Annotated in this window: 16 protein-coding genes; 6 read left to right on the top strand and 10 right to left on the bottom strand. The window is 42.1% G+C overall.

The window, feature by feature from the left end; all coding sequences use genetic code 11:
• Positions 1-2: 2 nt before the first annotated feature.
• Genes rplV through rplC form a run of 6 tightly spaced genes read right to left on the bottom strand, consistent with a single transcriptional unit; the run spans position 3 to position 3,084 of the window.
• A complete protein-coding gene (gene rplV, locus FHW88_RS21990) occupies positions 3-431 on the bottom strand; it encodes a 50S ribosomal protein L22 (protein ID WP_090529276.1) in 429 nt (142 codons plus the stop codon).
• A 6-nt stretch (positions 432-437) separates the two neighbouring features.
• Positions 438-704 carry a 30S ribosomal protein S19 gene (gene rpsS, locus FHW88_RS21985; RefSeq protein ID WP_022832979.1) on the bottom strand — a complete coding sequence of 89 codons (267 nt, stop codon included), beginning with the start codon at positions 702-704 and terminating at the stop codon, positions 438-440.
• The gene (rplB, locus tag FHW88_RS21980; protein WP_090529279.1) at positions 704-1,531 is read right to left on the bottom strand and encodes a 50S ribosomal protein L2; all 828 of its coding nucleotides are present in this window, start codon (positions 1,529-1,531) and stop codon (positions 704-706) included. Before rplB ends, rpsS begins: the two co-directional genes overlap by 1 nt.
• Positions 1,532-1,539: 8 nt before the next feature.
• Positions 1,540-1,830, bottom strand: a complete 291-nt coding sequence (gene rplW, locus FHW88_RS21975; RefSeq protein WP_090529282.1) for a 50S ribosomal protein L23 — start codon at positions 1,828-1,830, stop codon at positions 1,540-1,542.
• Positions 1,831-1,832: 2 nt separating this feature from the next.
• Positions 1,833-2,465 carry a 50S ribosomal protein L4 gene (gene rplD / locus FHW88_RS21970; protein WP_090529285.1) on the bottom strand — a complete coding sequence of 211 codons (633 nt, stop codon included), beginning with the start codon at positions 2,463-2,465 and terminating at the stop codon, positions 1,833-1,835.
• Position 2,466: 1 nt separating this feature from the next.
• Complete coding sequence (gene rplC / locus FHW88_RS21965) at positions 2,467-3,084, bottom strand: 50S ribosomal protein L3 (protein WP_090529696.1); 618 nt, start codon at positions 3,082-3,084, stop codon at positions 2,467-2,469.
• A 416-nt stretch (positions 3,085-3,500) separates the two neighbouring features.
• Here rplC and FHW88_RS21960 point away from each other — a divergent pair, with 416 nt between their 5' ends.
• The 3 genes from FHW88_RS21960 to FHW88_RS30440 are packed head-to-tail and all read left to right on the top strand — an operon-like array spanning position 3,501 to position 4,074.
• A complete protein-coding gene (locus tag FHW88_RS21960; RefSeq protein WP_090529288.1) occupies positions 3,501-3,707 on the top strand; it encodes a hypothetical protein in 207 nt (68 codons plus the stop codon).
• A complete protein-coding gene (locus FHW88_RS21955) occupies positions 3,695-3,916 on the top strand; it encodes a hypothetical protein (RefSeq protein WP_176627928.1) in 222 nt (73 codons plus the stop codon). The genes FHW88_RS21960 and FHW88_RS21955 overlap by 13 nt, the downstream gene beginning before the upstream one ends.
• Complete coding sequence (locus FHW88_RS30440) at positions 3,883-4,074, top strand: PIN domain-containing protein (protein ID WP_176627927.1); 192 nt, start codon at positions 3,883-3,885, stop codon at positions 4,072-4,074. Before FHW88_RS21955 ends, FHW88_RS30440 begins: the two co-directional genes overlap by 34 nt.
• Before the next feature lie 185 nt (positions 4,075-4,259).
• Here the strand turns inward: FHW88_RS30440 and FHW88_RS21945 are convergent, their stop codons facing one another.
• From FHW88_RS21945 to FHW88_RS21935, 3 genes are all read right to left on the bottom strand, one after another.
• On the bottom strand, positions 4,260-5,726 hold the full coding sequence (locus FHW88_RS21945; protein WP_090529294.1) for a hypothetical protein: 1,467 nt from the start codon (positions 5,724-5,726) through the stop codon (positions 4,260-4,262).
• A 115-nt stretch (positions 5,727-5,841) separates the two neighbouring features.
• Positions 5,842-7,554, bottom strand: a complete 1,713-nt coding sequence (locus FHW88_RS21940) for a hypothetical protein (RefSeq protein ID WP_218117269.1) — start codon at positions 7,552-7,554, stop codon at positions 5,842-5,844.
• Positions 7,555-8,269: 715 nt separating this feature from the next.
• The gene (locus tag FHW88_RS21935; RefSeq protein ID WP_175490012.1) at positions 8,270-8,410 is read right to left on the bottom strand and encodes a hypothetical protein; all 141 of its coding nucleotides are present in this window, start codon (positions 8,408-8,410) and stop codon (positions 8,270-8,272) included.
• Between the two features lie 603 nt (positions 8,411-9,013).
• Between FHW88_RS21935 and FHW88_RS21930 the strand changes: the two genes are divergently transcribed.
• A complete protein-coding gene (locus FHW88_RS21930) occupies positions 9,014-9,898 on the top strand; it encodes a hypothetical protein (protein WP_229701648.1) in 885 nt (294 codons plus the stop codon).
• Between the two features lie 508 nt (positions 9,899-10,406).
• On the opposite strand, the gene FHW88_RS21925 is transcribed toward FHW88_RS21930, so the two are convergent.
• The gene (locus FHW88_RS21925; protein WP_217633161.1) at positions 10,407-10,862 is read right to left on the bottom strand and encodes a winged helix-turn-helix transcriptional regulator; all 456 of its coding nucleotides are present in this window, start codon (positions 10,860-10,862) and stop codon (positions 10,407-10,409) included.
• 195 nt (positions 10,863-11,057) lie between these two features.
• On the opposite strand from FHW88_RS21925, the gene FHW88_RS21920 reads away from it, so the two are divergent.
• Both FHW88_RS21920 and FHW88_RS21915 read left to right on the top strand, forming a co-directional pair.
• Positions 11,058-11,780, top strand: a complete 723-nt coding sequence (locus FHW88_RS21920) for a hypothetical protein (RefSeq protein ID WP_176627926.1) — start codon at positions 11,058-11,060, stop codon at positions 11,778-11,780.
• Between the two features lie 447 nt (positions 11,781-12,227).
• A complete protein-coding gene (locus FHW88_RS21915; RefSeq protein ID WP_090529304.1) occupies positions 12,228-12,695 on the top strand; it encodes an SRPBCC family protein in 468 nt (155 codons plus the stop codon).
• Positions 12,696-12,726: the final 31 nt, after the last annotated feature.

Raw genomic sequence — 12,726 nt, 5'->3', positions numbered from 1 at the left:
AATTAATTGTTATCGTTTTTACTATCCACAACAAGTGTTACGTGGTTTGAGCGTTTGCGGATACGGTATCCCCTTCCTTGCGGAGCAGGGCGTAACCTTTTTAACTGACGGCCACCGCCTACAGATACTTCCTTAACAAAAAGGTTGCTGTCTTCAACACGTTTGCCTTCGTTTTTTGCTTCCCAGTTTTTGATAGCTGATAACAAAAGTTTCTCTACACGAATAGCAGCTTCTTTGTTAGTAAATTTCAATATGTATAACGCTTTCTCAACGTTTTCACCGCGGATCAAGTCAACCACCAAACGCATTTTGCGTGGTGAAGTTGGGCAGTCCTGTAACTTAGCAACAGAAGCGCCGCCTACAAGAGCTTTCGCAGCTTCTTTTTGTTGCCTGATCAGTACAGACTTTTTAATTTTTGTTGTTGCTTCCATTGCCTGTTATTTTTTCTTTTCTGCGTGTCCGCGGAATGTACGGGTTGGGGCAAACTCTCCCAGCTTGTGTCCAACCATGTTTTCTGTTACGTACACAGGGATAAACTTGTTACCGTTGTGTACTGCGAATGTATGACCAACGAAATCAGGAGAGATCATGGAACGACGTGACCATGTTTTTACAACTGATTTTTTATTTGCATCATTCAGCACCATAACTTTTTTATCTAAGTTATGATCGATGTAAGGTCCTTTTTTTATTGAACGAGCCATTATTTCTTCCTTCTTTCAATGATGTAACGATCCGATGTTTTCTTCTTGTCACGGGTTTTGTAGCCTTTAGCCAATAAACCTTTACGTGAACGTGGGTGACCACCTGAGGCACGGCCTTCACCACCACCCATAGGGTGATCTACCGGGTTCATAGCTACACCACGTACCCTTGGCCTGCGGCCTAACCAGCGTTTGCGGCCGGCTTTACCTAACACAGCGTTTGCTCTTTCGCCATTTGAAACGGTACCGATAGTTGCCAAACAAGTTGACAGGATCATGCGGGTTTCGCCTGAAGGCAATTTGATGATAGCATATTTGCCATCACGTGCTGATAATTGAGCGTAAGTACCGGCGCTGCGGGCAATTACACCACCCTGGCCAGGGTTTAACTCAATGTTGTGAATGATCGAACCAAGAGGGATATTCTTTAATGGTAAGGTATTACCTACTTCGGGAGCTGCTGTTTCGCCTGCTGTTACAATTGTACCAACTGTTAAGCCTTCCGGAGCAATCATGTACCTTTTCTCGCCATCAGCAAAGTGTAGCAGGGCTATACGTGCCGAACGGTTAGGATCGTACTCGATAGTTGCAACTTTTGCCGGGATATCAAACTTATTACGTTTAAAATCAATTAACCTGTATGCTTGTTTATGACCACCACCTAAGTAGCGCATAGTCATTTTACCGCTGTTGTTACGACCGCCCGATCTTTTGTTTGATGCTACAACCAACGATTTTTCAGGAACGTTTGTTGTGATATCTGAATTAGATACATCAACTCTGAAGCGGGTACCCGGGGTAACCGGTTTAAATCTCTTTACTGCCATTTCTATAATTATATATTGCTGTAAAAATCAATTACTTCTCCGTCCTTCAACGTAATGATCGCTTTTTTGTAAGTAGCTGAACGGCCCTGAACGGCGCCTGCCTTAGTATTGCGAGTTTTAAGTTTGCCGACGTATTTCATGGTGTTTACCGCCGTAACGTTTACACCGTACATTGCCTCAATGGCACTCTTGATCTGAATTTTGTTAGCCCTGTGATCAACTTTGAAAGCATAACGGTTAAGCTTGTCAGTTAACTGAGTAACTTTTTCAGTAAGTAGGGGTTGTTTTAAAATTTCCATAATTACTTAGCTAATGCTTCCTCCAAAGTTTTAACAGCACCTGTAGTTAACAACAGCTTGCCTGCGTTTAACACATCATAAGTGTTAAGCTGCTCAACTGAAATTACTTTGCTTTTCTTCAGGTTCCTGCTTGATAAATACACATTGTTATTTTCGGCAGATGCTACTACTAATAATGTTTTTTCATTAGTAACATTCAGATCGGCCTCCAATTTAATGTAGTTTTTAGTTTTGATACTATCAAAGCTAAAATCCTCTAACACTAAAATATTGTTATCTTTTGCTTTGTATGATAAAGCTGATTTACGGGCCAGTGATTTAAGCTTTTTGTTTAATTTGAAGCTATAATCGCGTGGCTGCGGACCGAATACACGGCCACCACCGTTAAATAATGGTGATTTAATACCACCGGCACGGGCACCGCCTGTACCTTTTTGTTTGTATAATTTGCGGGTTGAACCTGCAATTTCATTACGCTGTTTTGATTTGTGTGTACCCTGACGCTGGTTAGCAAGAAATTGCTTAACATCAAGATAGATAGCGTGATCATTTGGCTCAATACCGAAAACCGACTCAGGAAGCTGCACCTTGGCACCTGTTTCTTTACCTGATACGTTTAATACGTTAACTTCCATCTTATTTATCCACTATTACGAATGAACCCTTAGCTCCGGGGATGGAACCTTTAACTACTAACAGATTCTGCTCCGCGAAAACCTTAACTACTTCAAGGTTTTGTATTTTAACACGGGCGTTTCCGGTTTGACCTGCCATGCGCATACCTTTAAATACACGTGATGGCCATGATGACGCACCCAAAGAACCTGGCGCACGTAAACGGTTGTGCTGACCGTGAGTTTGCATACCCACGCCGCCAAAACCATGACGTTTTACCACACCCTGAAAACCCTTACCTTTTGAGGTACCTACCACATCAACAAAATCTCCCGCAGCAAAAATGTCGACAGTAACGGTGTCGCCTAATGCTTTTTGATCTTCGAAAGTTTTGAATTCAACCAGTTTACGCTTTGGAGCGCTACCGGCTTTCTGGAAGTGTCCTTTTAGAGGGGCAGAAGTGTTTTTTTCCTTTTTGTCGCCATACGCTAACTGAACAGCAGCGTATCCGTCTGTATCCACAGACTTAACTTGTGTTACCACGCAAGGGCCAGCTTCGATTACTGTGCAGGGAATGTTTTTCCCTGTTTCGTCGAAAATGCTGGTCATTCCTACTTTTTTACCAATAATTCCTGACATTTTTTTAATTGTTTTTGTGCCCATCGAAGCAGTAGGGCTTCGTTCAAGGCATATTTCTCCCCCGAAAGGGACGGCAAAGATAGAAACTTTGTATTAATTATCAAATAGTTAGTAAGTTATTTTTTTATAATTTTTGCATCCGCGTTTTAACATATGTTTGAAAGGTATTTGGCTAAGCATTAGCCGGTTTGATTTTTTGACTTTTCGCAGCCATTTTGGATGGTATGTTACCGCATCACCCGGTTGACGGCGTAAAACTGAAGATGGGCCGGGGAAATTTTTAAAGATTGGGGGGATTAAGGGGAAGGTTACTATAGCCCATATCCGCTATGCCAACTACAATAATTGCCATCCCAATGATCAGGGCTTAAATTTAATGATTGGAATTTCATAAATTTGAATTTAAACTTCAAATAATGGATACTTTACTTATAGAAGTAACTAATCAAAACGCATATAACCTGCTCAGGGAGCTTGAAAAGTTGCATTTGATCAAAGTTCTCAAAAACACTTCCTCTCCTAAAATAAAGTTATCAGATAAATTTGCTGGCAAATTACCAATCGCTGATGCTGAGAAACTCCAGGAACACATTAAACAAAGCCGTAAAGAATGGGATATTTGATTGATAGCAACGCTATAATTGATTATCTGAGCGGCAATCTGCCTGAAAAAGGTATGCTTTGGATGAATGATGTAATCAATGAAACTCCTGTTGTTTCTGTAATTGTAAAAATTGAAGTATTAGGCTATAAAAATTCTCCTGAAACTGACCAATTATTAAATGAATTTATTGGTGCTTGTATAATGATTCCATATCGGATGAAATTATAGATCAGACTATTCAACTTAAAAAGGCACACAAGATAAAAACTCCCGACGCCATCATAGCAGCTACCGCCAAATCGCTTGGATTTACGCTGATTTCACGCAATACCGGTGACTTTAAAAAAATAAAAGGGTTAATAGTATCTAATCCATGGACGGTTTAACTCCTATTTCAGAAAATCAGTTTTTTTGTCACTTTTAGTTCCTCCAACATTAACTAAACAATGTTTTTTGTACCCTAATGCAAACAATTAACAGTCGGACACCATAAGCCAGCATTCCGAAAAATGAAATCCTCCTGCTGTTTCTATTAAGGCCTTTCTAAATATTCAGTTCTTTACTATGGCAACTATTTTTTTTGAACAAGTGCATTGTCTTGCGCAAACAAGCTAAAGCGTACACCGCCGCGGGTTTCAAAACTGTCTTTTTTTATTAATTGCCTGCTTTTCAATAGTTCAGAAAGTTTCCGGGGTTGATCTTCAACGGAATATGTAAGTACCCACAAACGCTTAACGGCATAAGGAGGATGCGTATTTAAAAGGCCATCCCTATAGATTACATCGAGCCCCTCATTTATAATACCTAAATCTTTATAGTATTTTACCGGTAAGCCTGTTAAGTTGCCGGTATAAAGGGCATCGCCTTTTTCAAATTTTTTATTGATGGTTTCAATCCCCCTTTTAATATCATCATGCTGCGTGTACGGTGGCTGATGTATAAATACAACCCTGGCCATTAATGCCGGAAGCAGTAAAAAGATAAAACCGATAACTTTTCCAAATCTCAGATGAGATAGCCCGGTGACTAAAAACTCACAGCTAAATACACACGTAATGACCAGGCCAGGGGTTAAGTACAAATATAAGCGGGTTTCAAATGGATATAATTTAAGCCCGGATAAAACAAGATGGACGCAAACCGGCAGTAATGTTAATATCATGAGATCGTATCTTCTGTACCTAACCAACAGTATGACCCCCAAGCCGAATAATGCCATAATACAGCTCCCGATAAGTTGCCCGAAGTAAAAAAGAAAATAAAAAATGCCGTGAAAACGACCTGCTATCCACCCCCAAAACGACGAATCAAGGGGCATAAAAGCACCCGCGTTTGACCAGTAACCAACCATTTTATGTTGTGTTGGGTGGCTGTAGATAAACACAAAATAATATAAAGCAAAGAAAACACCCCAACACAAATTGGTGATTATAAAATGCCTGCCCAGGGGCCTATTTTCCGATCTCGATTTATAAAACAGGTATACATCAACCGTAAGCAGGATAATCGGTGTGATGTTGGAGAGATATATGCAGATTAAGCCCAGTACCAAAAGCTTATAGTAAAACCCCTTTAATGCTTTCTCTTCAATCAACAGATAATAGAATATGGTAATTACCAGAAGATCGACAATATACTGCTTGGCCTCGCTCGAGTAATAAATTATGGTTTGATTAAAAACAACCAGGCTCAATCCTAAAATAATGCTGTAAATGCTTTTGAAAAGCCTGCTTAGTATCCGGGCAAACAGAGGCAGGAACGCCAAATAGCAGATAAGTGGAAATACCTTAAGCGCATAATCAGATCTGGGCACCAGCGATATAAATGCTTTTTGAATAAGCAGGAACAACACAGGCGCAACCCCATTATAATCAAGAGGCCGGAACAGACCAACAGCATTACGGTGTATTAAATTAAGGGTTAATACAGCTTCATCAAGCCATACGCCCCGGTCGCTTAAAAATTGAATCCCCGCTAATATTATTGCGATTATAAAAAGGGCACTTAAAACAAATCTTTGGGTTAGGTATCTGTTCACTTAAATTTCGTTTAAGGCTTTTTAGATTTGAGTCTAAACTACAAAAGTATTTAGATTTTTCCCCGAAAGCTAACCAACAAAAACCGGCACCGCACCTGTCGCCCGGAACATTACCTTAATTCATAACCACCGAACTTACGGGCACCTCATCGGCATGCGAAAACGAGCGCGTGAAGCCCGCCTTGTAATAAGGCAACTTTTCAGTACGGTTTTGCGCCTTTAAACTTTGGTACATTCCCAGCATCGACCAGCCGTTACCCGGGTTACGTTCCAGGTCTTCGCGGAAAACTTTTTCGGCCTGCGGGTTATAATCGGTTTTGAGCAGGTAGGCCCCGAGAAACTGCCTTGCCGGGATAGGCCACTCGGCAGGCTCCGAGTAAATCATGTTATCTTCTGTTTGCACTGCTTTTTTTAAAGCTGCCATGCCATCATCAAACTTATTGCGGCCAAGTAAAATAGCACCATCCAATATATTTTCGGCAACAGTGGCGCCATCCAGCGCGATATTAAAAGGAATATGCCGCTGTTTTAAAGAGGCATCATCAAGCCTGCCACGCAATAAAGCAAGCTGGGCCACGGCCGAATCCTGCCCGCCCGTATACAGAAATGCCATTCCGCGGGCAAAATGGTATAACACCTGCGCATAAGCCCAGTCGCCATTGGGGCCAACGCTGTCTTTCAGCAGTTCGTGCCATTTGCCAAGGCGCATCATCGTAAATACGGGCATCATGTACAGATATTGCGAATAAGTATCGCCTGCCGAAGGTTTTACCGCATTGCGGCAGCGTTGGGCCGCTTCCATCCCCCGCTCGTACATAGCCCCGTTAAAGGCACAAAGTGTTTCGACAGCGTAAAAATGAGAGTTTATTTTTGTGAGCTTTAAATTGGGCGCCAGGGCGGCATAAGTAACAATACATTTTGCTGCTTTTTCATTAGCGTCAACACCCTGAAAATACAAACCATTGCGCTGATAAACATGACTGGCCATATGCACCATATGCCCGATACCGGGGAACAACCTTTTTAAAGCCCCTGCATTGGCCAGCGCGGCGCCGGGGTTACGCGAAGCCTCGGTTAAATGGATATAATAATGCAGCGCCGCCGGGTGCTCCGGATTGGTATTTAAAACGCCTTTACACAAGGTAACCAGTTCGGCTGTCCAGGGTTTATCGGTACCGTCGGGCGCCCAAAAATCCCAGGGGTGAATGAGCATTACCGCGTCGATATACAGCATCTTAAGGTCGGCATCGGTTGGGTAAGCCTGCATCAGTTTCTTCAGATCCTGTGCATAAGCTTCATTGTCGCTTGCGTTGGTGCCCCCCTGCGGGTAACGAAGGTTCATCGCCGCTATCAAGGCTTTTTCCTTTTCGGGGGCACTGCCGGCAACAGCGTTCATTTGTTTCAAAACAGCAGGCAAACCGGCGGGCGCAACATACGGCCCGCCTGCGTTATAGTAAGGGCCCTGGCTTAAAGCCTGCCCCCAGTAAGCCATGGCAGCCGAGGGGTCAAAGCGCGACGCTTCTTTGAACGACGCGAATGCCTCCTTCATGTGATAGCTGTAATACATAGTTAAGCCCTGGTTAAAATAAAACCGGGCGCTGTCATTATGGGCAGTTATGGCATAATTATGATGCCCCCAGCCGGGCAAGCGCTGTATAAATTTGCCGTTCCCCGCCGTATCTGCATCCTGCACTATACCCGATCCGCACATTACCGGGATTGCCGGTTTTGTTTTGCCCGATACTTTTAATTTTTTTCCCTGGAACGCAAACAAATAGGTAGCGAACAACACCACAGGGAACACAAATAACAGCGATACCTTTTTCATGTTCGACTTTTTAAAATGAGAAACCGGAATACAATTGGCTGGTTACGAAAACCTATACTAATATAAGGTATTATAGGCAGGAATGGATGAGGGAATTGATTTGGGCTGGATAGTATATTTTGTTGAGCTGAAGACAGATAAATGTAAATAAGAAGAAAGGGTAGAATCGTTTATTTAGGAACTCAGGTTTTGATAAGATATTCTTTCCTCTAATGAAAACAGATAATGGCGTTGCCTGCGGCCCGGGCTTTCCGCTGCAAATCCTCGCCTTGCCCCGATCACTAATGCCTGCCCAAGCTGTGGGTTTTCCGCTGCAATCCCTAACGTGGCAGGAAGTTTGGTCCCATCGCTGCTGCAAGCGTCCTCGTTTGTAGCCCGCGTTTAGGTTCAATGTAAAGACAGGGATTGACAGGTTGCACCAGAGGTGCAAAAGGTTTGTAGAAATCAAATAAACAGTGTTTTTAGTGTGCCAGAGGTACACAACTCCGGTGTTCCGTACCTCTGGCACGGTTGTGTTCGGTATAATATATTGCTACAACCGGTTCCCCCTCTGGGAATGTTCCATAACTTAATGACATTGCCTTGCGGTAGCGGTGAAATTTATATTATTCTTAAATCGTAACCCGTGGCGGTTATTAAAAATGACAGCATTCAACATAAAAACAAAGGACCGGCTTCACCGGTCCTCTGAATAGCATACCAAAGCAAAATTTACTTAAGCGTAAATTACATCCAGTGAAATAGGCACATTCAAGGCTTTGGAGATGATACAATTTGCTTTTGCACCTTCAGCAATTTCTTTAAACTGTTGCTCACTAAGGCCGTCAATAGCAGTGGCTTTCAAGTTTAAAATCATCGCTCCCGCAAGCGTCCTCGCTTGTGGCCCGCGTTCAGGTATACAATGTGAAAAGCCCTCTTACAACTTAGCATGGTGCCCACAAGCGAGGACGCTTGCGGGAGCGGGGGACGCATCACACGCGTCTCTACAAAAAACATTTATTTATTCGTTTTACAACACGCGAAACATTCATTACCGTTGGCTTTAATGTTGTGCAACAGCCACTAAAACCAACGGCAATGATTTTATTAGGATACATAAATAATTCGATTCAATTTTAACAGCTTCATAGCTTACCAGGCTGCTGATCACGGACTCACTCACCTTCCCGTTGATACATGAGTGTCGCGTATATCAATACCATGTATAGATAACTAAGTTGATTGCAATAGATTGGCGAGACTCAATAAGAACACACACACGCGTGCGTCAGCAAATGGATATTATTACACGGGTTCTCAATCCTATTTAAAACCCGAAACGGAATAGTTGCAGGTATTTAAACTACCTTTAGCAGATCTGTTGAAACCACCAAAGCCCTTCAATCAATTAATTGCGTGCATGATAGCTTATTTAAGCAGGCTTTGTTATATTTGACGACTTAATTAACTTAAACATATCATGAACCAAATCTTAAGTTTCGGAGCTGGCCGAAATCCGTCCCTTCTGCTCTCATTTAAAACATTAGCTTTAATAATTTTCTTCAGTACTTTTTCACTGGTAAGCAAAGCTCAAGTTGACACAATTATTTCCAATAACGCCAAAATAGCCTGCAACGTAAAAGAGATCACACCAGATGCAGTTAAGTATTCCTATCCCGGCGAAGACTTACTAAATTCCGTTTATAAAAACACCATACAAAAGATAGTTTTCAAAAGCGGCCGTGTCCAGACTTTTGCAGAAGCTACGTCGTATAAAACCATTAACGGCGTTATGGATTATGATAAAGTTGCTATTACTGCTGTTGAAAGCGAAGTTCGGGGCCTTTATAAACTAACCGATGTAAGTTCAAAAGCTAAAGGAACAACCGTATTCTCCAGCCAGGAAAGAGTAAAAGACAGAGCATATCATAAAATGAAGATTCAAGCGGCCATGTTTGGAGCGAACATCGTTTATCTTACAAATCAACGTACGGAAGGCAATAAATACGGAGGTTATTTTCAAAGCGGTTCTACAGCCGAAACAAATCTAACCGGCGTAGGCTACTCTAATGTTTTACCGGATTATGAAAAGTTTAAACAGCTGATCGGATCTAAAACAGATTTCATTGCTGTAAAAAAATATGAATTAGGCGCCAGTGATACAGATGTATCATTAGATGATATCGAAAAGCCTTTCACACTATCTAATGTTACATTCGATAGCGGAATTGTATTAGTAACTGCTCAATTGAAGGGTGAAAGTAATAACAATGTATTTCAATTAGCAAGCTTTACAGATAGCACGTTTAGCGTTGCTTACAAACACAAAGGAACCGCATATAACATCGAAATAAAAGTTAAGTAGTAATACAGTTTTCAAACGCCAGGCTTACCTCCGCCTGGCGTTTTCTGCATTTAATCAAAAAATTCCTTTTTCCTTACATAATAAAGGCACGTCATGTATGCCGCAACATACGAGTGCCTTATTGATTGATAAGAAATTATTATCATAAGCCAAACCCTCGCCGGCGCACACGTGTCGCGTGCGCCTCGCACGTTAAATTTACGTCATCACCAACTCACAATCTTTCATTTCCGATAATAGTTCAGCTATAAAAAAGACAATACGTCGGATAAGGACACGCTTCCGCCAGCCTAAGGATCGACTACTTTGCTTCTGCGAAGCTGGACGATGTGGTACAGTGCCTAAGCAGGATCATTATTTAGGCCGACAGGTCATCCCCGTTGAGTTCGGGCTTTGGCCTCCCCTTAAAAATAGCTTGCCTGCACCTGGTTCATCTAATTTAATGAAAACTAAACTGCCAATGTCAGAGCAAGGAAAATTTGAAATTTCAGCACAGGATGTTTGATCATTAGGCGCTGGGAAGGTCCGGTTCTATCCTTGATTCCTTCCTTTGCCCGTATATCTCCAAATGTTTAGTCGCCAATGCCGATATAACACCTGCCTTGTCGTTTTTGAGTGCCGCCGTCAATTCCTTTTTGATCTCGGTGTTATTTTCTGAGACTCCCCAAAGGGCCATTTCCATAATGATCGGGATAAGCCCGACACCCCTCTCCGTAAGACAATAGGCCACCCTCGGTTTACCGGGAACCGGGTATTTCATAATGAACCCTTCGTTTTCCAGCATTTTTAACCGATCTGTTAACACATTGGTCGCGATACCCTCAGCCGACTGAATGAACTCTCCAAAGGTATTTTTATTGTTAAGCAGAATGTCACGGATGATGAGCAGCGTCCATTTATCACCGAGAAAGTCAAGGCTGAAGCTGATCGGACAAGCCGAACGTTTCTTTATTTTTTTTATCATATCGTCGTAATCGTCAACAACCATTGCGCTTGCTGATCACAAGCGCAAATTTAAATATAAAACGGGCGATAAAAAAATCAACGAAGAAATTTGCACTTGCAAATAACAAGTAAATATATCTATATTTGCACTTGCAAAAAACAACTACAAATGCACGTTTAGTTTCTTTAGACAAACAAAGCAAATAACTCATATATGAACGACCTCTTGAAATTTACGATCGACGCCCATGGCGGCTTAGATAACTGGAAAAAATTTAAAAACATATCCGCGCACCTTAAGATTGGCGGTGTCACCTGGGCATTTAAGCAGGTACCGGGTATAATGGATGATATTAATGTCTTGTCAAGCACAACAAAGCAACATGTTTCTTTTTATCCTTTCTTAAAAGAAGATTGGCACAATACGTTTGAAGCACATAAAGTTGCCATCATCGACGACAATGACCTATTGGTTGATCAGCTTTATTTTCCGCGAAACAGTTTTAAGGGATATGTAACAGAAACCCCCTGGTCAAAACTCCAGGTAACTTATTTTAGCGGTTACGCAATGTGGACCTATTTAAATGCGCCATTTTGCCTTGCAGAGCCTGGGTATGAGGTAAAGGAACTGGAACCATGGACTGAAAATGGTGAGGTTTTAAGACGATTGCATGTTACCTTCCCCGAAGACATTGCTACTCATGGCAGGGAACAGGTATTCTATATTGATGAAACAGGCCTTCTCAAGAGACATGATTACAATGTCGAGATCCTTAACAATGCGGCTTCCGTGCATTATGCGGCCGATTATACAGAAGTTCAAGGTATAAAGTTTCCAACAAACAGGCATGTTTACAAGCGGAATGAAGATAATACCGCTTTGGTTCCTGCCCCGCTATTCATTTCCATTGAATTAAGTGATATAAAATTGAATTAAGCATTAACGCTTTATAACGTAAAGCCGGCATCTGCTGGCTTTGCCTTTTTGAAACGATTTTTTTCTGATCGCGCTATGTTTACCATATACGAGGCGCAATTAAGATGGCCAGCTCCCGATCCCCCTCGCTGGCGCATGTGGCCCGAATGCTATTCTACATCATCACAAAACTCACGATCTTTTATTCCGGCAAATGGTTTGAGCTTTCAGCTTAACCTGTGTGCTTATTACGCCCCCATTCACGCCTGTCGCTGCCCCGCCAGGGTGTCTGTGCCAATCCCCCCGATAAAAACACGCAACACACGTCGCCCTCAAGATGAAGCAATAAAAAATTTCCAGAAAAAATTGCGTAACTCAAAAGTTACCTATACATTTACGTAACTTTAAAGTTACCCATTTTAACAAGGCCTGTTAAATAACGAATTATTCAACTTAAAGATCAAAAAAATGACAACTACAGATTTCACAACAACCTTATTGGTAAACCACAGCCCTGAAGAAGTTTTTGATGCGTTAAAAAATGTCCGGGGATGGTGGTCAGGCCTGCATTCGGAAATATTTGAAGGCGAGTCGGAAAAACTTGGCGACGAGTTTTCATTCTTTGCCGGCGACGGGGCGCACTACACCAAACAAAAACTTGTTGAATTGGTTCCCAACAAGAAAATAGCCTGGCTGATTACCGATAGCAAGCTAACTTTTACACAAAACCAAACCGAGTGGACCGGCACCAAACTTTGCTTTGAAATTTTTGCAGAGGGCGATGCGACAAAAATTGTATTTACCCACGTTGGACTGGTACCAGAATTTGAATGTTATCACGCCTGCGCACCGGCATGGACACAATACATCCAGGAGCGGTTGCTGAACTGGATAAATACAGCTACGGCAAGCAAAACAATGTCAGCGGCGCAGTAATGCGTGATTTGGTATATCTGTTTTCATATCA

Origin of the sequence: Mucilaginibacter sp. SG538B (genome assembly GCF_013376065.1) — a bacterium.
Lineage (GTDB): Bacteria > Bacteroidota > Bacteroidia > Sphingobacteriales > Sphingobacteriaceae > Mucilaginibacter > Mucilaginibacter rubeus.
This window is presented reverse-complemented; position numbering and strand designations above follow the sequence as displayed.